This is a genomic window from Cellvibrio sp. ATLC23 (genome assembly GCF_057196725.1).
Window position 1 is genome coordinate 1 of sequence record NZ_JBXUOS010000014.1, and the last position, 24,260, is coordinate 24,260.

21 protein-coding genes are annotated in these 24,260 nt (G+C 48.6%); 7 read left to right on the forward strand and 14 right to left on the reverse strand.

Going from position 1 to position 24,260, the window contains the following annotated elements; genetic code table 11:
• Positions 1–146 precede the first annotated feature (146 nt).
• The 5 genes from AC2CG4_RS18275 to cysM all read right to left on the reverse strand — a co-directional run bounded on the left by AC2CG4_RS18275 (position 147) and on the right by cysM (position 7,246).
• On the reverse strand, positions 147–1,376 hold the full coding sequence (locus tag AC2CG4_RS18275) for an HD-GYP domain-containing protein (protein WP_484487637.1): 1,230 nt from the start codon (positions 1,374–1,376) through the stop codon (positions 147–149).
• A gap of 244 nt (positions 1,377–1,620) precedes the next feature.
• On the reverse strand, positions 1,621–2,418 hold the full coding sequence (gene mazG, locus AC2CG4_RS18280; protein WP_484487638.1) for a nucleoside triphosphate pyrophosphohydrolase: 798 nt from the start codon (positions 2,416–2,418) through the stop codon (positions 1,621–1,623).
• A 32-nt stretch (positions 2,419–2,450) separates the two neighbouring features.
• Positions 2,451–4,691 carry a GTP diphosphokinase gene (relA, locus tag AC2CG4_RS18285; protein WP_062065990.1) on the reverse strand — a complete coding sequence of 747 codons (2,241 nt, stop codon included), beginning with the start codon at positions 4,689–4,691 and terminating at the stop codon, positions 2,451–2,453.
• 86 nt (positions 4,692–4,777) lie between these two features.
• A complete protein-coding gene (gene rlmD, locus AC2CG4_RS18290) occupies positions 4,778–6,277 on the reverse strand; it encodes a 23S rRNA (uracil(1939)-C(5))-methyltransferase RlmD (protein ID WP_484487639.1) in 1,500 nt (499 codons plus the stop codon).
• 78 nt (positions 6,278–6,355) lie between these two features.
• On the reverse strand, positions 6,356–7,246 hold the full coding sequence (gene cysM, locus AC2CG4_RS18295) for a cysteine synthase CysM (RefSeq protein ID WP_484487640.1): 891 nt from the start codon (positions 7,244–7,246) through the stop codon (positions 6,356–6,358).
• Positions 7,247–7,401: 155 nt separating this feature from the next.
• Between cysM and AC2CG4_RS18300 the strand changes: the two genes are divergently transcribed.
• Positions 7,402–8,523 carry a histidine kinase dimerization/phospho-acceptor domain-containing protein gene (locus AC2CG4_RS18300; protein WP_484487641.1) on the forward strand — a complete coding sequence of 374 codons (1,122 nt, stop codon included), beginning with the start codon at positions 7,402–7,404 and terminating at the stop codon, positions 8,521–8,523.
• Positions 8,524–8,597: 74 nt separating this feature from the next.
• Positions 8,598–10,205, forward strand: a complete 1,608-nt coding sequence (locus tag AC2CG4_RS18305) for a response regulator (RefSeq protein ID WP_484487642.1) — start codon at positions 8,598–8,600, stop codon at positions 10,203–10,205.
• Positions 10,206–10,233: 28 nt separating this feature from the next.
• Here the strand turns inward: AC2CG4_RS18305 and recO are convergent, their stop codons facing one another.
• The 6 genes from recO to lepA form a co-directional block, all read right to left on the reverse strand.
• A complete protein-coding gene (gene recO, locus AC2CG4_RS18310; protein WP_484487643.1) occupies positions 10,234–10,938 on the reverse strand; it encodes a DNA repair protein RecO in 705 nt (234 codons plus the stop codon).
• Between the two features lie 9 nt (positions 10,939–10,947).
• Positions 10,948–11,874 carry a GTPase Era gene (era, locus tag AC2CG4_RS18315; protein ID WP_484487644.1) on the reverse strand — a complete coding sequence of 309 codons (927 nt, stop codon included), beginning with the start codon at positions 11,872–11,874 and terminating at the stop codon, positions 10,948–10,950.
• Between the two features lie 63 nt (positions 11,875–11,937).
• A complete protein-coding gene (gene rnc, locus AC2CG4_RS18320) occupies positions 11,938–12,618 on the reverse strand; it encodes a ribonuclease III (RefSeq protein ID WP_484487645.1) in 681 nt (226 codons plus the stop codon).
• Between the two features lie 3 nt (positions 12,619–12,621).
• Entirely contained in the window at positions 12,622–13,056 is a 435-nt protein-coding gene (locus tag AC2CG4_RS18325; RefSeq protein WP_484487646.1) for a DUF4845 domain-containing protein, read from the reverse strand.
• A 53-nt stretch (positions 13,057–13,109) separates the two neighbouring features.
• A complete protein-coding gene (gene lepB, locus AC2CG4_RS18330; RefSeq protein ID WP_484487647.1) occupies positions 13,110–13,958 on the reverse strand; it encodes a signal peptidase I in 849 nt (282 codons plus the stop codon).
• A 33-nt stretch (positions 13,959–13,991) separates the two neighbouring features.
• Positions 13,992–15,791 carry a translation elongation factor 4 gene (lepA, locus tag AC2CG4_RS18335; RefSeq protein ID WP_484487648.1) on the reverse strand — a complete coding sequence of 600 codons (1,800 nt, stop codon included), beginning with the start codon at positions 15,789–15,791 and terminating at the stop codon, positions 13,992–13,994.
• A gap of 342 nt (positions 15,792–16,133) precedes the next feature.
• Between lepA and AC2CG4_RS18340 the strand changes: the two genes are divergently transcribed.
• Entirely contained in the window at positions 16,134–16,751 is a 618-nt protein-coding gene (locus AC2CG4_RS18340) for a DUF4412 domain-containing protein (RefSeq protein WP_484487649.1), read from the forward strand.
• 28 nt (positions 16,752–16,779) lie between these two features.
• A complete protein-coding gene (locus tag AC2CG4_RS18345; RefSeq protein WP_484487650.1) occupies positions 16,780–18,036 on the forward strand; it encodes a hypothetical protein in 1,257 nt (418 codons plus the stop codon).
• Between the two features lie 96 nt (positions 18,037–18,132).
• On the opposite strand, the gene AC2CG4_RS18350 is transcribed toward AC2CG4_RS18345, so the two are convergent.
• Positions 18,133–19,539 carry a Do family serine endopeptidase gene (locus AC2CG4_RS18350; RefSeq protein ID WP_484487651.1) on the reverse strand — a complete coding sequence of 469 codons (1,407 nt, stop codon included), beginning with the start codon at positions 19,537–19,539 and terminating at the stop codon, positions 18,133–18,135.
• 184 nt (positions 19,540–19,723) lie between these two features.
• Positions 19,724–20,806, reverse strand: coding sequence for a MotY family protein (locus AC2CG4_RS18355; protein ID WP_484487652.1), 1,083 nt, complete (start codon positions 20,804–20,806; stop codon positions 19,724–19,726).
• Positions 20,807–20,985: 179 nt separating this feature from the next.
• Here AC2CG4_RS18355 and pyrC point away from each other — a divergent pair, with 179 nt between their 5' ends.
• Both pyrC and rnt read left to right on the forward strand, forming a co-directional pair.
• The gene (gene pyrC / locus AC2CG4_RS18360; protein ID WP_484487653.1) at positions 20,986–22,023 is read left to right on the forward strand and encodes a dihydroorotase; all 1,038 of its coding nucleotides are present in this window, start codon (positions 20,986–20,988) and stop codon (positions 22,021–22,023) included.
• A gap of 9 nt (positions 22,024–22,032) precedes the next feature.
• Complete coding sequence (gene rnt / locus AC2CG4_RS18365; protein WP_484487654.1) at positions 22,033–22,701, forward strand: ribonuclease T; 669 nt, start codon at positions 22,033–22,035, stop codon at positions 22,699–22,701.
• Positions 22,702–22,782: 81 nt separating this feature from the next.
• Here rnt and AC2CG4_RS18370 read toward each other — a convergent pair whose 3' ends face one another.
• Positions 22,783–23,256, reverse strand: a complete 474-nt coding sequence (locus AC2CG4_RS18370) for a MaoC/PaaZ C-terminal domain-containing protein (RefSeq protein WP_062066065.1) — start codon at positions 23,254–23,256, stop codon at positions 22,783–22,785.
• 182 nt (positions 23,257–23,438) lie between these two features.
• Here AC2CG4_RS18370 and AC2CG4_RS18375 point away from each other — a divergent pair, with 182 nt between their 5' ends.
• Entirely contained in the window at positions 23,439–24,257 is an 819-nt protein-coding gene (locus tag AC2CG4_RS18375; protein ID WP_484487655.1) for a universal stress protein, read from the forward strand.
• Positions 24,258–24,260: the final 3 nt, after the last annotated feature.

Below are 24,260 nucleotides of genomic sequence, written 5' to 3' on the forward strand. Positions count from 1 at the left end.
GTGTGTTGGCGCGGAGCGGGTTCTTTGAGCATGGCAGTCATCGCAAAATAATGTGCTGCCATTAAATAAAAACCCCCAGCGTTTGGCTAGGGGTTTGTCAGCGGTCTGAGGCGCCCTAGAGCGCCTTATCTGTTGATAACAAAAAATCAACCGTATGAAAATGCCAAGCCCTTCTCGCGATATTCACGTATGCGAATGCCATAACTGCCATCACAGAGCGCACGTTTAATCAAAAAGCTCTTATCCAAAGTCTTTTGTTCGATCTCGTTCAAATTGACAATTTGTTCTTTTTCGAGCGGTCGGTTTAAATCTTTTACCACAATGATTTTGGGTAGATGACGATAGCGGTGATTAGACTCCAACACTATGCCCACCAAGCCATTCACCAATTCGACAATACTGCCCGGTGGATATAAACCAACGCACTTGATAAATTCAAGCGCAAGACGCTCGTCAAAATGAGTGCCGCGATCTTGGAAGATACGTTTGAGCGCATCGGTACTGGGAATTGCGCGGGAGTAGCAGCGATCGCCGGTCATCGCATCATAGGCGTCAACAATACTGATAATTCGCGCAAAATCAGAAATACCAGCTGCTTTTAGTTTGCGTGGGTAGCCTGTGCCATCGACACGTTCATGATGACTGTAAGCCACATCAATTGTGGAGCTGGGCACACCGGGCGATGACATCAGCAGATTCCGTCCGTGCACAGTGTGCGCTTTTATCATGCTAAATTCTTTATCACTCAATGGATCTGATTTATTCAGCACATTTTGCGGCACACGCATTTTGCCTACATCATGCAACAAACCACATAAACCTAGTTTTTCCAGCTCCGGCTCGCTCATGCCCAAATGACGACCAAAAGCAATCGCCAGAATACAAACATTTAAACAATGCTCTGCGGTGTACTCATCTTCATTGCGCATACGCGACATCCAGATAAGTGCATCGGCATTGCGCAAAATACTACCGACGCAATCTTTAACTGTCGCTTTTGCCTGCTCGGTGTTAACCACCCCCCCCAAACGCACATCATCAAGTAGGGTTTTAGTGAGTTTTTTTGCTTCGCGAAAAATACCAATAGCCGCTTGGTGCTCTTTTTGGGCTTCAATTTTATTAATGTAAGTTTGTGATTTTGCGATAGCAGGGCCAGCCACGCCGCGCTCTTCCGGGGAAACCCACTGTTCACGGACCGCATCGATCCAGACGTGTTGGGAGTACTCAGCCACTGTATCTATGTCATCGAGACTCTCGATCATAAAACCCTGCAATAAAAACGGGGTTTCTTGCCAATCGCGGTCAAGCTTGGACACGAACATGCCTATTTTCAGCTCTGAGATGTGGATTTTGATGGTGCTGAGCGTCTTATCCACATAGCCCGGCTTTACTTCTCGCCGATCCAAAGGAACCTCACTTTTGATGTTTTTATTGTTACAACTGGGGGGCTTCGTTTGCTTGCTACTGGTAAATCATAGCTGCTTTTGAAACCGGTCACATGTAACAAAAAGCTATGAGTAAGCACTCCTCTTAGATAGATAACGATAATTTGCGTGCCAAAACCCATTAGTCGTGGGGCGCGCAAACTACACTGAAGAGCTGCTCATAGAGGGCATTAACTTACTGTCTTTTAGCTTCATCCCAAAGACGATTCATCTCATCTATTGAGGTTTCAACTAAAGGCGTAGAGCTATTGGTCTCGATAAAATGAAAGCGCTGTTCAAATTTGTGATTGGCGCGACGTAAAGCTTGTTCCGGGTCGATCTTTTGGTAGCGCGCTATATTCACCACGGCAAATAATAAATCGCCCAGCTCCTCTTCCAGCGCAACTCTGTTACCGGACGCCAGCTCAGCCTCTACCTCCATGAGCTCTTCGCGCACCTTGGCGATAGGGCCGTAGACATCATCCCAATCAAAACCGACGCTGGCAGCACGTTTTTGCAATTTTGCTGCACGGCTGAGCGATGGCAAATTTAGAGGAACATCCGCCAATAAACCTTGCGCGCCTTTTTCTGCTCGCTCTTGTTGTTTAATGGCCTCCCAGCGGGCTTTAACATCACCCGGTAAGGTGTGACGATTTTCGATTTGGCTATGCAAAGTCCCATCGGGAAACACATGGGGATGGCGGCGCACTAATTTCGCGACCAAGTCAGAGACCACACCGGCAAATTCAAAGCGATGTTCTTCTTTACCGAGCTGGCTGTAAAAAATCACCTGAAATAATAAATCGCCCAGCTCTTCTTTGAGATGCGCAAAATCCTGCTTTTCAATCGCATCCACAACCTCGTAGGCCTCCTCCAAGGTTGAAGGCGCGATACTGGCGTAATCCTGGGTGATATCCCAAGGGCAACCGGTTTGTGGATCGCGCAGGCGCGCCATCAAATAAAGTAAATCGTCGATAGTGTATTGATGGCTCACAAGTGCTTCCAATAATGTTCGTGACAGTTCGGTTAATGTTTACGCCGCGCAGATGCAATATTCGGTAACTGATTGAGTTTAGTGAGTATGCGGCTCAATTCATCAAAACTGCGAATCTCCAGCGTTACCTGCATGTCCACGGTGTTTTTACGTTTGTCCGACAAGGTTTGCATAGCAACAATATTGATGCGCTCGGTATCCAGCAGCGCGGTAATATCTTTGAGCAAACCATAGCGGTCGTAGGCTTCAATCACCACATCCACCGAGTAGAAACTCTGCGGAGTATCGCCCCACTCTACTTTGATAACCCGTTGCGGCTCGTCGGTTTGCAATTGCAAAATATTCGTACAATCCTGACGGTGAATAGAGACGCCCTTGCCGAGCGTGATGTAGCCAGTAATCGCATCGCCAGGTACCGGATTACAGCAATTGGCGATTTGAGTGAGCAAATTGCCCACACCTTCGATATACAGATCCGAATCTTTTTTCTGCCGCGGCGATTTCACTTTGAATGGAATCAACGGCTGCTGCGGATTGGCATCATCCAATTGTTTTTGCGCCGCATTTAATACATGCCCAACACCTACATCACTCGCACCCACCGCCGCGTAAAGATCATCGAGATTATTAAAGTGTAATTTTTTTGCTAGCTCCTCAAAGTCTAAATCGAGCAGCGCAAGACGTTTGAATTCGCGATCCAATAGCGCCTGACCTTCAGCGATATTTTTGTCGCGCGCCTGCTGCTTGTACCAGTGCTGGATTTTTGCGCGCGCGCGCGGTGTATTGACATAACCGAGCGCGGCATTGAGCCAATCGCGGCTAGGCGATTCCATTTTGCCAGTGAGAATTTCTACCTGATCCGCATTGGTCAATTGGTAATTGAGCGGCACTATGCGGTTGTTAACCTTGGCACCGCGACAGCGATGGCCGACATCGGTATGAATTTTATAAGCGAAATCCAGCGGCGTGGCGGTACGCGGCAAATCCACCACATGGCCTTCCGGCGTAAACACATAGATGCGATCTTGATTGACCGAGCGCAGGTCATCTTGCAGATGTTCGGAGTCGCCCCCCAGTTCTTCATGCCACTCGAGGACTTGGCGTAACCAGGCAATTTTTTGCTCATAGCCGTCTTGCACTGCTTTGGTATCGGTGCCTTTGTAGCGCCAGTGGGCGCATACGCCCAGCTCGGATTCTTCATGCATGGCATTAGTGCGGATCTGAATTTCCAGCACTTTATTTTCTGGCCCCCACACGGCGGTGTGCAGCGAGCGATAGCCATTCTCTTTGGGGGAGGCGATGTAATCATCAAACTCGTGGGGAATATTGCGCCACAGGCTGTGAACTATACCGAGCACGGCATAACAATCCCGCACGCTGGGCACCAGAATGCGTACCGCACGAATGTCATATACCTGTGAAAATGGAATACCTTTGCGCTGCATTTTGCGCCAGATACTGTAGATGTGTTTAGCACGCCCACCCACGGAACCTTCAATGCCCGCTTTTTTTAATTCGTCGCGAATCAGGTTGAGCAAACTATCAATATATTCCTGCCGCGCCAGACGGCGCTCATCCAGTAATTTGGCGATACGTTTGTAATCATCAGGTTGCAGATAGCGGAATGAGAGATCTTCCAGTTCCCATTTAATGTGGCCAATGCCGAGGCGATGAGCCAGCGGCGCATAGATATCGGCAACTTCGCGGGATACCTGCCGGCGACGATCAGGCTCGGCATTTTTTACCGAGCGGATAGCGCAGGTGCGCTCGGCCAGTTTGATCAGGGCGACACGCACGTCATCGACCATAGACACGAGCATTTTGCGAATCTTTTCCGCCTGCTCGGTCGCTTGGGAGCCGAGCACTCGCTCCTCTTCGTTGCGCTGGTAGCTGATCGCCGCCATGCGCAACACACCTTTGACCAGCTTACTGACCGTATCGCCAAAACGGGATTGAATATCGATAAGCGTGATTTTGTGCTCGCGCACAGCGCGGTAGAGGATCGCAGCGACCAGTGCATCCTGATCGAGCTGCAAATCGGCAAGAATTTCAGCCATCTCCAAACCGATACGAAAGCAGGAGAAATCCTCGCCCCAGTTGTGATCGTCTTCAGCGTGAATATCAACCAGTGACAAACTTAATTCAGCAGCGCGACGCAACTCGGCACGGCTCGCTTCGGACTGGGTATAACCCTGATTAAGGCGATCAATCCAAGCATCTATATCAACCTGACCATCCGCCGCTATGGGGTGATCTGCTCTAACTTTAACCATACGCGTTACTTCAACTAAATAGGCGCCCTGCTTACGCAGTTTTTTATGAAAGCATTTGCTAACGCTGCTCGTTATGAAAGCTTTTGCTAACGCAAAAAAAGCGCCATAGATTCAACATGGCTGGTGTGCGGAAACATATCCAGTACACCAAGCTTATCCAATTGATAACCCGCCTCAGCCAGTAAGGCAGAGTCACGCGCCAAGGTCGCGGGATTGCAACTGACGTAGACAATCCGCTTAGGGGAAAGTTGCTTACCTATCCCCGCACCCAAACGCAGAATGCTGGCGATAATATCTTTTGCACCATCGCGGGGCGGGTCGAGCAAAATCGCATCGATCCCCTGTTCTTTATTGGCTCCACCCAAACGCTGTAATTGAGTATGGGTCATATCCGTCAGATTGGCGGCAATAAATTTTGCATTGCCGATCTGTAACCGCTCGGCATTTTCACGCCCGCGCAACACCATCGACTCAATCGCCTCTATACCCACTACTTCCGCACACTGTTGGGCGATGGGCAGCGTAAAGTTGCCGATACCACAAAACAAATCCAGCACTCGATCAGTTGGCTTCAACGCAAGCAAGGCTAATGCCTGCGCGACCATTTGCTGATTCACCTGCGGGTTTACCTGAGTAAAATCCTGCGGATGAAACAAAAGCTCCACCCCTTCGACCTGATATGCCAAACGCGGATCGCACGGCTGCCCGGTAAGATCGGTTAAACCTATATTGCCATTGGGCTCCAGCCAGACTTTAACACCAGCCGGTCCCGCTAATTGCGCCAGTGCCGCAAGGTCGGCATCGGCCAATTTTTTGGTGTGCCGCAAAATGATCGCAATCTCACTTTGCCCTTTTACTAATTCAATATGAGTTACCGCTTTGCTCGCACGCAACTCCGTCAACCAGAGATGCAAAGGTGCAAGCAGCGCATTTAATTCAGGTACCAAGACGATACATTGACTGATGGGGGTAATTTCATTGCTGTAACGCTGACGAAAACCCAATGTCACACTGCCATCGGCTTCATACCAAACGCCCAAACGCGCACGGCTGCGATAGGCGCGATCATCCGCACTGATCGCGGGCAATACATATTTAGGTACAACTCCACCCCAGCGCCGCAGCTGCTCCAGCACTGCGTTCTGCTTCATCGCCACTTGCGCCGAAGGTTGCATATATTGCAACTGACATCCGCCGCATTGAGCAAAGTGTTCGCAAGGTGGCGCAACACGCTCGGGGGAACTATCGATCAATTGATCGATACGCGCATCAATAAAACGCGCGTGATCTTCCACCAACCGCGCAGTGACTTTTTCGCCCACCAAAGCACCATCGATAAACACTGTTTTGCCTTCGAGGCTGGCAACACCACGGCCATCGTGACTTAGGCGATCAATCATAAATTCGCCGAGGCGCTTATTGGTTTGCGGCAACTGTTTTTCTTCAACGCGCGCGTGATTGCGGCGCGGTGCATCATCGCGCACATAGACTTTGCCATCGGCTTTTTTACCGCGCGGCTTTTGGCCAAGAAGTGAACCCTTACCACCCGGCGTTTTACCGCCTGGTTTACCACTTTTTATAGACATGAATAATTCCGGATGGACAGAAAATTAATTGGCAAACGCCGACACAAACAATCATCAGCTAAACATTAACCATTAATACTAATCATTAAACAAACCAGACGATAAGTAGCGGTCGCCGCGATCGCAAATAATCGCCACTATCACCGCATTTTCGACCTGTTGACTCAACTCCAGCGCTGCAGCTACTGCACCGCCCGATGACACACCACAAAAAATTCCCTCTTTGCGCGCGAGCTCGCGCATGGTCTGCTCAGCAAGTGCTTGGGGCATGTTGACAATGCCATCAACGCGATCGCGCTCGTATATTTTAGGGAGATAGGCTTCTGGCCAGCGGCGAATGCCGGGAATTTGTGCACCTTCGGATGGCTGCAAACCAATAATCTGAATAGCGGGATTTTTTTCTTTTAAATAGCGCGAAGTGCCCATGATGGTGCCAGTGGTACCCATAGAGCTAACAAAATGAGTGATGGTGCCGCCCGTTTGCTGCCAAAGCTCGGGGCCGGTGGTGGCGTAATGTGCGAGCGGATTATCGGAGTTGGCAAATTGATCTAACACCTTGCCCTTGCCTTCTGCTTGCATTTTCAGCGCAAGGTCGCGCGCGCCTTCCATGCCTGCTTCTTTGCTGACCAAAATTAACTCGGCACCATAAGCCAACATAGACGCTTTACGCTCTGCAGTGGCGTTGTCGGGCATGATCAAGATCATGCGGTAGCCCTTGATTGCCGCCACCATCGCCAAGGCGATGCCGGTATTGCCGCTAGTCGCTTCGATCAATGTATCACCCGATTGAATATCACCGCGCAATTCTGCGCGACTGATCATGGATAAAGCCGGGCGATCTTTAACTGAACCGGCAGGATTATTGCCCTCCAGCTTCAGCAATATTGTATTGCTCGATACACCGGGCAAGCGCTGCATGCGCACCAGAGGTGTATTACCGACAAATGCATCGATGGAGGGAAAATCCATACTGACCTCAAAGCTGATAATTCCGGTAAATAGCCGGTTGCGCTAGCGCGCGTAGGGCGGCTATTCTACCCTTGATCACCCACCCTGCGAACACCCTGTGAAAAAACTCACTCAGGCACAGCGCAAGCAGGTATAAAAAATCAAGGCAGAACACCATGAAGAATAAACGCAGCAGTATTAAATCCGATGTTTGGCGCCTGATTTTTATTCCCTCCATCACCATTATTATTCTGATTGCCGTCAGCCTCACCTATTTGTGTATCTCACAAATTAATAAATTTATCGATTTGCGCGGCGGAGTACTTGCCCAAAAAACTGCACACTTACTGCACAAGCCCCTACTGGAAAATAATCGCGAACTGGTGCAATACATCCTCGATGCATCTCTCGAAGAACCCTATATTCGCGCCGCACACGCCTATTACAGCGATACAGATCAAAGCTTTCACAGCGGCCCACAATTTATGCGCACCAATGATGCGGGCGAGCCTAATCTGCAACAGCCGTTGGAGCGCAGCACTTATCGCACTCTGCGTTTCGCGCATCCGCTAGTTAATCTCGACAATAAAAATCCCATCGGCTGGGTAGAGCTTGAATTAATGGCGGCACCCTATGCCGTGGTGCGCTATGAGGCGATTGTTCTCACTATCGCACTCACCGTGCTGTGTTTAATTATTGGAGCTTATTTTGCAATTTCTCTTTATTACCGCATCACCGATCCGCTTGATCACATTAAAAATATTGTGCATGCATTAGCACGCGGCCGCTTAAATGAACGGGTCGAGCCACAACGCTCCAGTGAATTTTTAGATTTAGCAGAATCCATTAACACTATGGCGGATTACATGGAAGCCGCTCAAGCCGATATGCAATCACACATCGACCATGCCATTGAAGATTTGCGCGAGACACTGGAAACCATTGAAATTCAAAACGTGGAATTAGATTTAGCGCGCAAAGAAGCACTGGAAGCCAGCCGCATTAAATCTGAATTTCTCGCCAATACCAGCCATGAAATTCGCACACCGTTAAATGGTATTCTCGGTTTTATTAACCTTGCACTCAAAACCGAACTTAATGAACAACAACGCGAATATATGGAAACCATTCGCGACTCCGCCCAAAATCTGCTCACCGTCATTAACGGGATTCTGGATTTTTCCAAAATTGAATCAGGTAAACTCACCCTCGATTACGCGCCATTACCAATTCGCAATTGTATTGATGAAGTGCTACATATTTTGCACCGGATGCCCATGAAAAAAATGTTGAATTAATCAATTATGTTGAAACAAAAATACCTAAAAATTTATTAGGGGATGCGCTGCGCTTTAAACAAGTACTGTCCAATTTGATCAGCAATGCCATCAAATACAGTAATACCGGCAACATTCTGGTTGACGTGAGTATATTGCAGCAGCAGGAAACGCAAATCACACTCAAAGTGTGTGTGAGCGATGAGGGCATAGGCCTCACACGCGAAGAGCAAGATGAATTATTTAGCCCGTTTAACCAAGCCGATTCATCCAACACCCGTGAACATGAGGGCACTGGCCTCGGCCTGGCAATCTGCAAAGGATTGGTCGAGCGCATGCACGGTGAAATCGGCGTTGTCAGCGAACCAGAGAAAGGCTCTACCTTTTGGTTTACCGCACGTTTGGGGATCGATAAACGCCAACCAGCGGTGAGTCAATTAGTTAACCTAAGTGAATACCGGATTTTGTTGTGCGGGGAAAATCCAGCATCATTACGCCAGATTGATAATTTATTGCACGAATGGAACAGCAACACACAAAGCATTCCTGCAATTCACGATTGTTTTCCAATCTTGCGCGATGCACGCAATAACAACAACAGTTTTGATTTATTGATTCTGGATATTGCGCCCAGCGAACGTAAAATTCCGCCCGTGCTACTCAACAATCTCGCCGAGCAATTAAATATTGAATTTAACTGCACGCTTATCGCCTGCTGCACACCTGCACACCAACGTTTATTTCGCGCACATCTAGATAAATCGCCAATCTTGTTTATCAACAAACCAATTGCCTACGATTCTCTACTGCAAGTGTTGGGACGTCAGCTAGATCTACATATTAAAGATATGCGCGAACAAGATGAGGAAGAAGCATCGCGCCCCAGCGTGTCAGTCCTGTTGGTGGATGACAATCTTGCCAACTTGCAACTCGCCTCGGAATTATTGCGCGGTTTGAACACCCAGGTCACGCAAGCCAACAATGGCAAACAGGCTATTGATATCTGTAACGAAAATGAATTTGATGTGATTTTTATGGATATTCAAATGCCGGGCATGGACGGCATGGAAACCACACGCCATATTCGCGCACTGGAACAAGGTAAACGCCGCACACCGATTATTGCGCTCACTGCACATACAATTACGGAACAAAAGGCAGAGCTATTACTCGCGGGCATGGACGATTGCATTAGCAAACCGGTTAACGAGGCACAGCTCGCACACATCATTAATCGCTGGGCCAGTTTGTCTGGCAAAAAAGAAGTTGTTATTCAAGCAGAGGAAAGGCCACAGAATCTTCCAGTGCGGGAACCACTACCCACTCAAGACCTCACCGGCTCAGTGGATATCAATTTGTGTTTAAAACTAGCCAACAATAAACCCGCCCTCGCCCGCGACATGTTGAGAATGTTATTGAACGGTTTGGCCGCAGAAAAGCAACAAATTAATAACGCATTGGCGACTAACAATTTTGACGAATTGGAAGAGTTAATACACCGGCTGTACGGCAGCAGTTGTTATTGCGGTGTGCCACGCTTAAAACACATCAGTGGCTTACTCGACAAACTGTTTCAAAGTAAACAATATGAACAAGCGCGCGATGCCATTCCCGCCCTTAATCACGCACTCGATGATTTAATTAACTGGGGGCGCGATAAAGAGCTAGACCCATTATTTGGCTTGGAAACAATGACAACTTAACACCAAATATTTCAGCATAAGATCAGCCTTATTTTGCAGATACAAATAACTGCCGACTGTTAAGTGGACGACTGCCCAATAAGGGTTTTAACATACGGCGAGACAGGTGTTTGGCTGCAAGGCGAGTGGCAGGATCAGAGTAATCCCCCGCGGCAATCGCCAATAGCCATTCACCTTTTACTAGAAATTGCGCAGGCACATCGATGCCAGCACTAAAAAAACCTTCTTGTACGTGGCACTCATACCTTGTTTCTGTATCTATCGCGCAACCGCTGCGCGCATCCGCACTAAAATCCAAACCGTAGCCGAGCTCATCCAATAAACGAAATTCAAATTCGCGCAGCAGTGGCTCAATATCACTCTTGTTTTGCAGGGCATCTAGCGTCTGCTCATAGGCATAATATAAACCGTTGTGCCTATCCATTTCCGGCAAAAGCCGCACCAACAATTCATTGAGGTAAAAACCGGAATACAGATGGTTAGCGGTCAGGGTGAGGAAATGATTATCTGATTCAAAACTGGTCAGCAATTTCATATCCGTTTTACCCTGCCAACAAAGCAGTAAGCGGCTAAACGGATTTAATAATTGGCGTTTGGGGGTTTTGTTTTTGCGGACGCCACGCGCCACCGCAGTGACACGCCCATAGTCGGGCGTGAGAAAATCGATCAACAAACTGGTGTCGCGATACGGGCGGGTGTGCAGAATATACGCGGGCTGGAGATCAACACGCATAACGGTGAATTAAAACTCGTTGTAGCCGAGACTGCGTAGGGCACGCTCATCATCAGACCAACCGGACTTTACTTTCACCCAAAGCTTGAGCATGATTTTCATCTCAAACAATTTTTCCATATCGGTGCGGGCTTCAGTACCAATCAATTTAATCCGGCTGCCTTTATCGCCAATCAGGATTTTTTTCTGGCCATCGCGCTCTACCAGAATCAACGCAGAAATATTGAGTAAATTGCCTTCCTGTTTGAACTCTTCAATTTCCACCGCCATCTCGTAGGGCAACTCATCACCCAATTGACGAGTGATTTTTTCGCGCACAATTTCGGCCGCCATAAACCGCGAACTGCGATCGGTAATCTGATCTTCCGGATACATATGAATACCCTGCGGCAATCGCTCTGTAATCAACTGCTCCAAGCGATCCAGATTGGTATTGCGCAGCGCCGACATAGGTACGATTTCAGCGACATTTAGTTTTTCTGACAATGCCTGTAAGTGGGGCAATAAAGATTCTTTATCGTCGATTTGATCTACTTTGTTAACTGCCAAAATAATCGGACAACCTACATACTGTAATTTTTCAGCAACTGCTTCGTCTTCTTCAGTCCAAATAAAACGATCGATCACAAAGACCACCACATCAACATCTTTCATTGCGCTGGTGGCCGCTTTATTCATATAGCGATTGATCGCCTTTTGCTGGCCGAGATGCATACCGGGAGTATCAACAAAAATAATCTGTACATCGCCTTCAGTTTTAATACCTACCACTGCATTGCGTGTGGTTTGCGGCTTGCGCGAGGTAATACTGATTTTTTGCCCGAGCATATGATTGAGCAAAGTGGACTTACCCACGTTGGGGCGACCAACAATGGCAACATAGCCGCAGTGACTGCCGGTATTTTCAGGCTGATCTGTATCTGATGCAAAAGTCATAAATAATACTGAAAAGAAAGAATGAGAATTAGGCGCGAGCATTAACACTTTAGCCTACAGCAACTAATCGATATTTAACTGCGCCAGCATTAAGGTTGCCGCTTGTTTTTCAGCTTCACGGCGACTGGATGCAATCGCACGGGTCGGTTGTTTGGTTACAGCAACACGGCATTCGATGGTAAACATTTGCGCATGGCCTTCGCCACCCACATCAACTACCACATAGTCAGGCAAGGGTTGACGCTGGGCCTGCATGTATTCTTGCAGGCGCGATTTGGAATCTTTAGCGCTGGTATTGAGCCCTAACTTATTCAAGCGCGGCGCAAACCATGTGAGTACTCGCTCGCGGCAAACTTCCAAACCGCTAGCAAGATAGATTGCACCAATAATGGCTTCAACACTGTCCGCCAAAATGGAATCGCGCTGATTGCCGCCGGATTTCATTTCGCCTTCACCGAGTATCAGACATTCACCCAACTCAAATTCGCGGGCAATTTCAGCCAAGGTGTCCCCCTTAACCATTTGCGAGCGCAAACGGCTCAACTGACCTTCGCGGACTTCAGGGAAACGTTTAAAGAGTTCTTCGCCGACAATAAAATTTAAAATCGAGTCGCCGAGAAATTCAAGCCGCTCATTATTGGTCGCACCATGACTGCGGTGAGTCAGCGCCAGTTGCAACTGGCGCTGATCTTCAAAATGATAGCCAAGACGTTGTTCAAGGCGTTGATACTTAAGTGTTAACACAAATTACTTGGTCTTCAGTGTGGCGGACGGTTTACAGCATTGGCCAGGACGAGTGCTATCCAAATGGTTCTGAAAGCTCAATACTAAATCTATATTGTAAAACAGCGGAACGCGGGTTTCATAATCAACAGTAACTACGGCTTTTTCGCTTTCGCGCTCAACTTTAATACTCTCAACAGGGCCAATACTGCGAACGTTATTAATAGTGTAAAACTTATTGAGCTTACTTTTGATTTCTGTATCAGTCATTAGATCCAGCCTTTCCCCACCAGTTTCTAGTGAACGCAAAGCAGCTTCGACATAACGATTCTCGGCATAGAGTGGAATAACCTTGAAAGCAAACAATAAAAAGAAGCCGGCAGTTGCAATTACCAACGCCCATTGCAACATACCCAAACCGCGCTGATGTTTAATCAACTTAAGGTTATTCGCTTTCATCGTAACTAGCTCCGCTCGGTAAGAATGATTGAGGTTAAACCTAACACAAGCACTTATTTAATAACGCCAACATGATCAAAAGATGGAATGCTCAGGAACTTCTCCCAGTGCATCCACACTGCAAAGGCTTTGCCTACAATCATATCTTCGGAGGCAACCCCCCACTCACGACTGTCGAGGCTGTTGTCGCGGTTATCGCCCATCATAAAGTAATGACCCGCAGGCACTACCCATGAGCCATGTACACTTAAACGACTGGGCTGTATGTGTTTATAGGCGGTGAACTCTTTGCCGTCAATGGTCTCTTTCACCATACGCAACACCGGCGTGCCGGCGGGCAGTTCAGCAACCAGTTTTTCTTCAATCACCTTGCCATTAATGGTCAATACGTGATTATTGTAAGAAATATGATCGCCCGGCAAACCAATAACGCGCTTGATGTAATAAGTCTCAGGTTGATGCGGCGGGAAAAACACCATCACATCGCCGCGCTCGGGTTTACCAATCGGGATGATTTCAGTATTGAGCACAGGTGCGCGCACACCGTAAGCAAATTTATTCACCAGAATAAAATCCCCTACTTCCAACGTGGGAATCATAGATCCGGATGGAATCTGAAAGGGCTCAACTAAAAACGAACGCAAAAAGAAAACAATAAACAAAACCGGAAAAAACGATTTGGAATACTCAACTAAAATCGGCTCTTTTGCCGCAACAGATTTAGCTTCATCAAATGCATTCTTCTGCTGTTCAGTTTCCAACGCCATGCCCGAAAACTGCTTTTCCACCGCAGCTACTTTAGCTTTGCGGGGACGCGACAATACCAAGGCATCAAACAACCACACCAAACCAGTAATCAATACCGCGAGTGTGAGGATTAGAGGAAGGTTAATACTGCTCATCGAGTTTCCTTAGTGGTTATTGTCAGCTACTTATTAGCTGTCAATTTTCAATACGGCAAAGAATGCAGCCTGTGGGATCTCAACACTACCCACTTGCTTCATACGCTTTTTACCGGCTTTTTGTTTTTCCAACAGCTTTTTCTTACGGGTTGCGTCACCACCGTAACATTTTGCGGTTACATCTTTACGCAGCGCTTTAACCGTAGAACGCGCCACAATTTGACCGCCAATTGCAGCCTGAATTGCAACGTCATACATCTGGCGAGGAATTAATTCTTTCATCTTCTCCGTAAGCGAACGCCCCATGCCGTGCGCTTTATCGCGATGCACAATGATCGCCAATGCATCGACTTTCTCGCTATTGATCAACACATCCAAACGCACCAGATTTGCCGCCTGAAAACGCACAAAACTGTAGTCAAGCGATGCAAAACCACGGCTCACAGATTTGAGGCGGTCAAAGAAGTCAGTCACCACTTCATTCATCGGCAACTCGTACTTAACCGACACTTGCGAACCGGTAAATTGCAAATCTTTCTGCACGCCGCGCTTTTCAATACACAGCGTAATCACATTGCCCAAATGTTCTTGAGGCACGAGAATGTTGGCTTCTACGATCGGCTCGCGCATCTCTTCAATCGCACCCGGATCCGGCAATTTGGATGGGTTATCAACAAAGATAACCTCACCACCGCGCTTCACCACTTCAAATACTACAGTAGGGGCTGTAGTGATCAGGTCGAGATCGTATTCGCGCTCCAGACGTTCCTGAATGATCTCCATGTGCAACATGCCAAGGAAACCCACACGGAAACCAAAGCCCAGCGCATCGGAACTTTCTGGTTCATAAAAGAGAGATGCGTCGTTCAGTGTTAACTTGGCCAGCGCTTCGCGGAAATCTTCAAAGTCATCGGAGCTGATGGGGAACATGCCCGCATAAACCTGCGGTTTGATCTTTTGGAAACCGGCCAAGGCTTCCACATCCGGCGTTTGTGCATGGGTGATGGTATCGCCCACGGGCGCGCCGTGAATATCTTTAATACCGGCAACAACAAAGCCTACTTCACCGGCTTTGAGTTCTTTTAATTGCGTGGGCTTCGGGCTGAATACACCCACCCCATCGACGATTTGTGCTTTGCCAATGGTTTTGGTGATGATTTTGTCTTTCAGGCGCAGAGTGCCCTGCTTAACGCGCACCAGCGACACTACGCCCAGATAGTTGTCGAACCAGGAGTCGATAATCAATGCCTGCAAGGGAGCATCTACATCGCCAACTGGCGCGGGAACCAGGCGCACCAACTCTTCCAGCACCTCTTCCATGCCCATACCAGACTTGGCCGAACAGCGCACGGCTTCGGTGGCATCGATACCGATAATATCTTCGATTTCCTGCGCGACACGATCTGGCTCTGCCTGCGGCAAGTCCATCTTATTCAGTACCGGAATCACTTCCAGCCCCTGTTCGATAGCGGTATAGCAGTTGGCGACTGACTGGGCTTCTACGCCCTGCCCTGCATCCACCACCAGCAACGCACCTTCACAGGCCGCCAAGGAGCGGGATACTTCATAGGTGAAATCCACGTGGCCGGGGGTATCAATAAAGTTGAGCTGGTAGGTTTTGCCATCGCGCGCCTTGTAATACAGAGTCACGCTGTGCGCCTTGATGGTGATACCGCGCTCACGCTCCAAGTCCATGGAATCAAGCACTTGCGCTTCCATTTCACGGTCGCTCAGGCCACCGCACATCTGGATAAAGCGGTCGGCGATGGTGGATTTACCGTGGTCAATGTGGGCGATGATGGAAAAGTTACGGATATGGCTCAGGTCAGTCACAGGCGCTTAACTACTTTAGATGTTGGAATATGTCCCCGGAATGGGGGGCGGAAATAGTGGGCGGCATTCTAGCCTATTTGATAAGTGCGTGCTATGAGCAGCGCACGGGTCTGAAACAGGTTAATTCAGGCCGATAAAGGTGAGCTATTGCACAATTTTTTACAGACTCGCACCAGGTGCTGGCGCATCATGCCGCCACTGTTAATCACCTCATGTACTTCTGCCTTTCAGCTTTCACCTGCGGCCTTTTTCGGGTTAACCATTAAAGGGTATCGATGCCAGATACCGCAGGTGTTTTTTATTACTTGCAATTTTTTATCACCAACAAACGGACTTAATATCATGAAACATCTCACCTATTTATTCACACTTCTATTTTCCATGATGACCGCACTGCTATTCTCCCATGCCAGCAGCGCCGACACGATTCCCGCACCCAATACCGAATACTCCGGGGTACGCCAAGTGGTAATGGCAGAAGGCAGTTTCACTCAAACAGTGCATCACTCCCACGGCAAAGAACGCAATGAAATGCAAATGGAAGGCATGAGCATGATTTCAATTATCCGCCCGGATAAAAATGTTGCCTGGCAATTAATGCCAATGCAAAAAATGTATATGAAAATCGATATAAAATCGGCCAACAAGATGTCAGGCAAAGCGCCGGATGATGTCACCATTGAAAAAATAGGCAGTGACGCACTTGATGGCATGAACACCACCAAATATAAAATCCTGATGAAAGATAAAAGTGCCGGTGGTTTTATCTGGTTATCGCCAGAAAATATTCCAGTCAAAATGGATTTCTTGAGCAAAGAAGGGAAAGATAAAAATCGCGTCACCATGATACTCAAAAATCTCAAAGTGGAACCGCAAGAAGCGGCGCTATTTGAATTGCCTCCTGGCTATCAACCTATGCCCAGCATGGGCAACATGATGAAAAATTTTAAACCGCAATAACCAGGGATTTAGCACAAGGATTTTTACCATGAAAAAGTTATTTATCTGCAGCCTGCTCTCGCTCGCTGCCCCCCTGAGCCTTGCCGATTGTGTTGCCGATTTAAGCGTGGCTGACGCGCAGCGCGCTTACCAACAGGGTGCAAACCTTGAAGCACAAGGACAATTCTGGGACGCCATCAATCAATACGATGTCGCACAAGGTTATGTCTGTGAAGATGGCGGCAACCCTGTTGCTAAACAAGCGCTCAGTAAAGCAATTGAGCTGGGTAATAAGCAGGGAAAAATTGAAGAGCAAAAGGGTAATTTATTTAAGGATGGAAAACCTGTCGGTGCATTTCAATGGTATGAAAAAGGTTCGCATTTTGCAGCGGCCGATAAAGCCTTGATCGCCGCCTTGAAAAAAACACCAGCTAACGTAGCACTCTCCGCATTTGCGCAAGAACATTTTAAAGTGCGTGCACAGGATTATTTTATCTCCAACAATAAAATGGCGATCGGAATGACCGGCGGCTACAAATTGGACCCCAGTTTTGACCCCTATGTTGTGAGCCTGCCACCCACCAACATCAACCGTTTGTTAAATAGTTATTCAACCTTACTGCCCGATGCGTACCTGCAAGCCTTAGCCAAGCTGGAGCAGCAAAAAGATGCCATCAAACCTGGCGATATGATCAGTGCAATGAATGCTCAACAAGCAGCAACGCAATTCCAGCAGCAATGGAAAACCGACCGCATTGAAGATATCCGCAAAGCATTTGATGAAGCCCATAGTTGGACGCAACAAGTCCGCGACTACAAAGAGGCCGAGGCACTGCGCGCTAAAATCGACCAAGCCCGCTTGGCACATGCCGACCGCATCAACAAATCCTACAGCGGAACAGCAACGTTACTGGAAAACGCGCTGGAGTTTTATCGCCAACTGGATAAAGAAACACAAATTAAAACCCTGGAACAAAAAGCGCGCACTTACGCTGACCAAGCTATGACTGCAGCGCAGTATCAACGGGCAAGTGATTTTTATTCATTAATCGGTGATTACGACAAAGAACAACAAGCCCGCGCAAAACTGGAAGCCCAGGGCGAGCAACTCGCTAAAGATGCACAAATGGGTTCAGCGGCACAAATCGCCGAAATGCAAAAAATGTATAGCGACCCGAAAAAAATTCAGGAGTTGCAACAGCAGGCACAAGCCATGCAAAAACAAATGGAAGAGCAACGCAAAAAAGGCGCTTCTGCTGAATATCAACAAGAAACCGATGCACTGGAAGACGAGCTCGGTTTATAACAAACATTGGGGGAATCTAAATCCACCTTATACCCATTAAAAACGCCAGCAATACTGGCGTTTTTAATGGGCAGAAAAGATAAATGTTTTTAACTACTACTTGATAACAATCGAGCGAAATACCGGACGCCCCTGACTGTAAAAGCGAATCGCTTGCGGTTCATTTTTGGGTAATTTTTTGACAATTTTGGCGTAATCGCCGGGCGATTTAATATCGCTAAACGCGAGCTGGGTAATTACATCTCCCACTTGTATTCCCGTTTCCGCTGCCGGGCTGCCCGGTTTTACCTCGCGCACCACAACACCAGAGTCTGCGCCACCGCGCTGGGTTTGCTCCAGCGGGCTTACCACTAAGCCCAGCACATCAACGGAATTATCAATCGGCCCCGACGCCGGGCGTGCAGCCGCTTCCGCAGGTGATACAGGCAAAATACCAACCGTGACATTTAAATTTTGCTCTTTGCCTTTGCGCATAATCACCACCGGCACTTTGGATTTTGGTGGCGTGCGGCCAACCAAATAAGGCAAGTCGCTTGAGGTGTGAACATCGCTGCCGTTGAATTTAATAATCAAATCGCCTGCTTTTAAACCGGATTTTGCTGCAGGGCCTTCTCCATCAACTTCACTAATCAACGCGCCCATGGGTTTATCCATACCCAATGAACTGGCGAGATTTTTATCCACATCCTGAATCATCACGCCCAACCAACCGCGATCAACACGGCCTTTATCTTTTAATTGCGCAACCACATCCAGCGCCAGCGATGAGGGAATTGCAAACGATAATCCAACAGAGCCACCACTGGGCGAATAAATTTGTGAGTTAATGCCGACTACTTCGCCATCCATATTAAAGAGCGGCCCACCTGAATTACCCGGGTTAATTGCCACATCAGTTTGGATGAAGGGAACGTAAGTGCTTTCATTGCGCGCCGAAGGAATGCTGCGCCCAATAGCACTGACAATGCCGGCACTCGCTGAGTAATCCAATCCAAACGGCGAGCCGATTGCGATAACCCATTGGCCAACTTTTAATTTTTCATCTCGTGCGAGGGTCAGCGTGGGTAAATTTTTGGCATCGACTTTTAACAAGGCCAAATCCGAACGCTCATCGCTGCCAATTAATTTAGCCGTATATTCACGCTGATCATTGAGGATAACGGTGATGGTATCCATCTGATCGATCACATGATTATTGGTTAGCACATAACCATCGCTGGAAATAATAAAACCTGAACCCAGTGAACCTCTATCGCGCGGCATTTGGCGGCGCTCTAATAATTCGCGGAAAATATCCGGCAGACCTTCCATATTCGGCGGCAGTTGTTGTGGTGCTTGCGCCATTGCGCCTTTGGACACAGCGGTAATTTTTACTACAGCAGGCGAATGCTGCTCGATAAGCTCGGTGAAATCCGGCAGCTGTGCTGCAAAGCTGGCGACAGGCAATAAAATTAAGGTCACTACTGCGATAAGACTCGCCCATTTGGCAGTCATTTTGTACATACAAGGCTCCTCAATGAATAACAACAGACAATTCGCATCTCAGGATGCAATTGCCTCTGGTGCGCAAGTTCAGACTGATGAGTTTAAAAATAATTCCAACCCGGGCGTAAAATCCGGGTTAAGAATGATTTGGGAATTGTGCTAAAAAAATGCAAGTGCAATCAATCGGGTTTTGCGATTGACCTTACCTGGCTTGCGGTGTGGGCTGTCTGCCACTGGTGAGATCTTGCTGTTCAACCATCTGTTCAAGTTGCTGCAGGCTCGCTGGTAATGCAGCGGGCACCTGTGATGCTTTTTCCTGCGCAGCCTTTTCTGCTGCAGCTTTTTGCTCAGCCGCTTTTTCTTCGGCCGCGATAATGGCCGCGATTTTCTTTTCCATTTGTTTGCGGGTGGTTTCACTTTCCATACGCACCGTAACACGCCGATTTTTAGCCTGCCCCGCCTTGGTGTAATTGTTGGCGATAGGAAACTTATCGCCATGCCAACGGGTAGTAATCATATCGGCACGCAGGCCTTTAGCGACCAGATAAGCCGTCACCAATTCCGCCTGCCGTTGTGATGCCGCATCGCCCTTTTCCGGTGTGGGCAATTTGTCGCTGTGGGCATCAACCAAAATCCCCAATACATTGGGATCGGCTTTGCTGTAGCGCACGATTTTATCGAGCTGGGTTTTGGTGGCAGCACTCAACTCACTGGCGTCGGGAGCATAATTCACCAGCATGCGTGCGATCTGGTCAAAGGTATAGGGAATCAATGCGCCGATGCAGGTTTGATAGCGCCCATAGGCGGGACTAAAGTTGCGCGCCTCCAGAACCACACGCAGGGTAAGGCCATTGAGGTCCATTTGTGCACTGCTGAATTGCACATTGGTGCCCTGCGCTAAGGCAGCGCTGATCGTCTTGATCTGCGCGGCCGTTGCCCGTAGTGGTTGCTTGCCATTGACTTGCAACTGCCCCAGAGGGCTGGCTGCTGCATCGCTGCGCCACATAGGTGGCACCGCCTCAATTCTAACCAAATCGCTAAAGGCAACATGACCACTGGGTTTCAACTCAAGAAACTCACTGCCGCCGGCTTTGCGCACAAACTGCGCACTGCCAAAACCGGGAATTTCATGGTGCAAACTGCAGGCAAATGACCCGCTTTTGGCTGTCCATTGCGCATCATTAAAACCGGCACTGTAGGTTTGGGCGCAAAGCGATACGCTGTGCGCAAGGCCAAATACCAATACGATTGCAGGGCATAAACGATAAGCAGTAGCCAAATACATGAACAATTCCAACGGCATAAAAACAAGGATACTTCCGAGTATAGCCAGCTCAGCGCAGAATGCTGGCGAATGCGCCAAGCCACAACCGAGGAATTAAGGCTGCGAAGAAGAGCCAATTTTGGTAGGATGCGGCCACTTTTGACTGTTACTCCCCTCTATTTTTTGGACATGCTTACCCCATGACACAGCAGCTAACCCTTACCCGCCCCGACGATTGGCATATCCACCTGCGCGATGGCGCAGCACTCACCCGCACCGTGGGCGATGCAGCACAACAATTTGCCCGTGCGATTGTCATGCCCAATCTGGTGCCACCCGTGATGAATGCCGAGCAAGCGCTGGCCTATAAAGAGCGCATCCTCGCGGCGCGCCCGGCAGGTAGCCAGTTTGAGCCGTTAATGGTGTTGTACCTCACGGACAATACCAACCCCGCCGACATCGCCATCGCTAAAGCGGCGGGTGTTACCGCCTGCAAGCTTTACCCAGCGGGCGCGACGACTAACTCGGCTTCGGGCGTGACTGATCTGAACAAGATCTACCCAGTGCTGGAGGCGATGCAAAATGCCGGTATGCCGTTTTTGTTGCACGGGGAAGTGACTGACAGCGCCATCGATATTTTTGATCGCGAAAAAGTCTTTCTGGAGCGCACCTTCAGCAAGGTAGTAAAAGATTTTCCAGCGCTAAAAATGGTGTTGGAGCACATTACCACTGCCGATGCCGCCCAGTTTGTCGCCGATGCGCCCGCCAATATCGCGGCAACCATTACTGCGCATCACCTGCTGTACAACCGCAACCATATGCTCGCTGGCGGGATTCGCCCGCACTACTACTGTCTGCCGATTTTAAAGCGCAGTACACATCAGCAAGCTTTGATCAGCGCGGCAACCAGCGGCAGCCCGAAATTCTTTTTAGGCACCGATTCCGCCCCCCACGCCAAAGATAAAAAAGAAGCCGCCTGTGGTTGCGCCGGTAGCTATACCGCCTATGCCGCCATCGAGCTTTATGCCGAAGCCTTTGAAGATGCCGGCGCGCTCGATAAACTCGAAGCCTTCGCCAGCCATTTCGGCGCTGATTTTTATGGCCTGCCGCGCAATACCGATACCATCACCCTGCTCAAACAAGACTGGCAAGTGCCGGACGCCCTGAGCATGGGCGACCAACCGCTGGTGCCGTTGCGCGCTGGTGAAACCCTTCGTTGGCAGTTACAAACTGCTTAAGGCGACCCTGTGAATCCTCCTGAAAATTCCCGCGATCCCGATTCACCTATGGCGCAGCGCTTTCGCGGCTTTTTGCCTGTGATAGTTGATGTAGAAACTGGTGGATTTAACTCCTTTACCGATGCACTACTGGAAATCGCCGCAGTCACCATCCGTATGGATCAAGAGGGCTATTTGCATCGCCACGAGACCTTTTCGTTTCATGTCGATCCATTTGAAGGCGCCAACATTGAACAGGCCGCGCTGGATTTCACCGGTATTGATCTCGATTGCCCTGACCGCATGGCCGAACCGGAATTAATGGTAATGACCGATTTGCTCAGCGCCGTGCGCCGCGCCGTAAAAGAAAACGGCTGCACTCGCGCGGTGATCGTTGGCCACAACGCCCATTTTGATTTGAATTTCGTTAACGCGGCCATCGCTCGCTGCAATATTAAACGCAGCCCATTTCATCCGTTTTCGGTATTTGATACAGCCACACTCGCCGGTCTGGCTTACGGCCAAACCGTACTCGCCAAAACCTGCCAGGTTGCCGGTATTGAATTTAGCAATAGCGCCGCCCACTCCGCCGCTTACGATGCAGAAAAAACCGCCGAATTATTTTGTGTGATTGTAAATCGCTGGAAAGAACTAGGCGGCTGGGTTGGCGATGAATATAGCGATGAAGAAACGGAATAACTAATCGCCACCAAGAGCGACAATACAATCCATAAAAACTCACTTTCGCTCCGAGTTTTTATGGATTTGTGAATACCAAAATCAACCGATTGTTATTTCTGGTATTTCACCGGCGTTAATATTTAACTTCTCCGCCGGTGCAATCACTTCTGCCACACCCTTAGCAATTAATTTGCCGTCCTGATTGTGCGCTTCGCACTCAATGGTCACCAATTTCACCCGCTCTTTAATCTCGCTGATAATCAGTGTGATAGTCACTGTATCGCCTATTTTTACCGGATGTTTAAAACTGAGGCTTTGACTGCGATAGACAGACCCGGGGCCAGGCAGGCAGGTCGCAATCGCTGCCGACACCAAAGCGCCAGTCCACATACCGTGGCCGATAGGTTCACCAAAAGGTGTAGTCGCTGCGTAGGTTTTATCGAGATGCACCGGATTGACATCGCCGGAACAGGCGGCAAACAGGATGACATCCCGCTCTGTCAGCGTTTTGCTGTAGTTGGCCCGCTGCCCGACCACAAGCTCGGCGATTGGATAATTTTCAAGCAAATTCATAGTGTTATCCCTGAGGGTCTGTAAAAAAGGCGTACAGTTTAATCTATATCAACCTTATTTAAGCGCTATAGAGCACCACAAGCGGCTTTGTCGCTGTAAAAACCACAAAGGGGTTGCTATGCTAGCCCCAACCAGAAAATAACAACCCACTCTCTTTATTTAGGGAACCAGTAGGAGCCAGTATGTCCAAGTCACAAAAGCTATTCGTTGTTGTTGACCCCAATGATACCCACCACATAGCGCTTGAACGCGCGATTATTGTTTCCTCGCTGATGCAAGACAAACCAAAAGTTCATGCATTTGTTGCAGTAGATGGCGATGCAGTGGACACCCGCTCAGTCAACGATCATTTATTTCGCGACCTGACCTGGTTTGAACAAAACATCAAATCCCCATTAGCTAACGCTGGTATTGAATACACTATGGAGATCTCCTGGTCTTCCGAGTGGCAAAAATCCATTATGGAATCGGCCAAGCGTTTTGATGCAGATCTGATTTATCTGCCAGTACATGCCAGCAATAACAACAGCCGCTTCTTCTTCACTGAATCAAAATGGGAATTATTGAAAGGCGCTTACTGCCCAGTGGTTTTGATTCGCCCGGGCGCGAAAGCACAGCGCAAAGTGATTCTTGCCGCAGTGAATGTGCAAGCACAACGCGATGTGCAAGTAGAGCTGAACAAAAAGATTATCGCCACTGCAAAATTTTATGCAGAAACCTATGGTGCAGATCTGCATGTAATCAATGGCTATCTGGATTCAATGAACTATCCCGACCGCGGCAAATTGGTCAATGCAACCGGTTTGGCGAATGACAAAATTCACGTCGAAAATGGCTACACCTCTGACGTAGTATCAGCCTTAGCGGAAAAGATTGGTGCAGATTTGATCGTAATGGGAACCTTGGGGCAAAACGGCATGACCAAGACCCGTCGTGGCAACACTGCCGAGCGTTTGATCGCCGCAGTTGATACCGATGTGATGATATTGAATCACGAATAATTT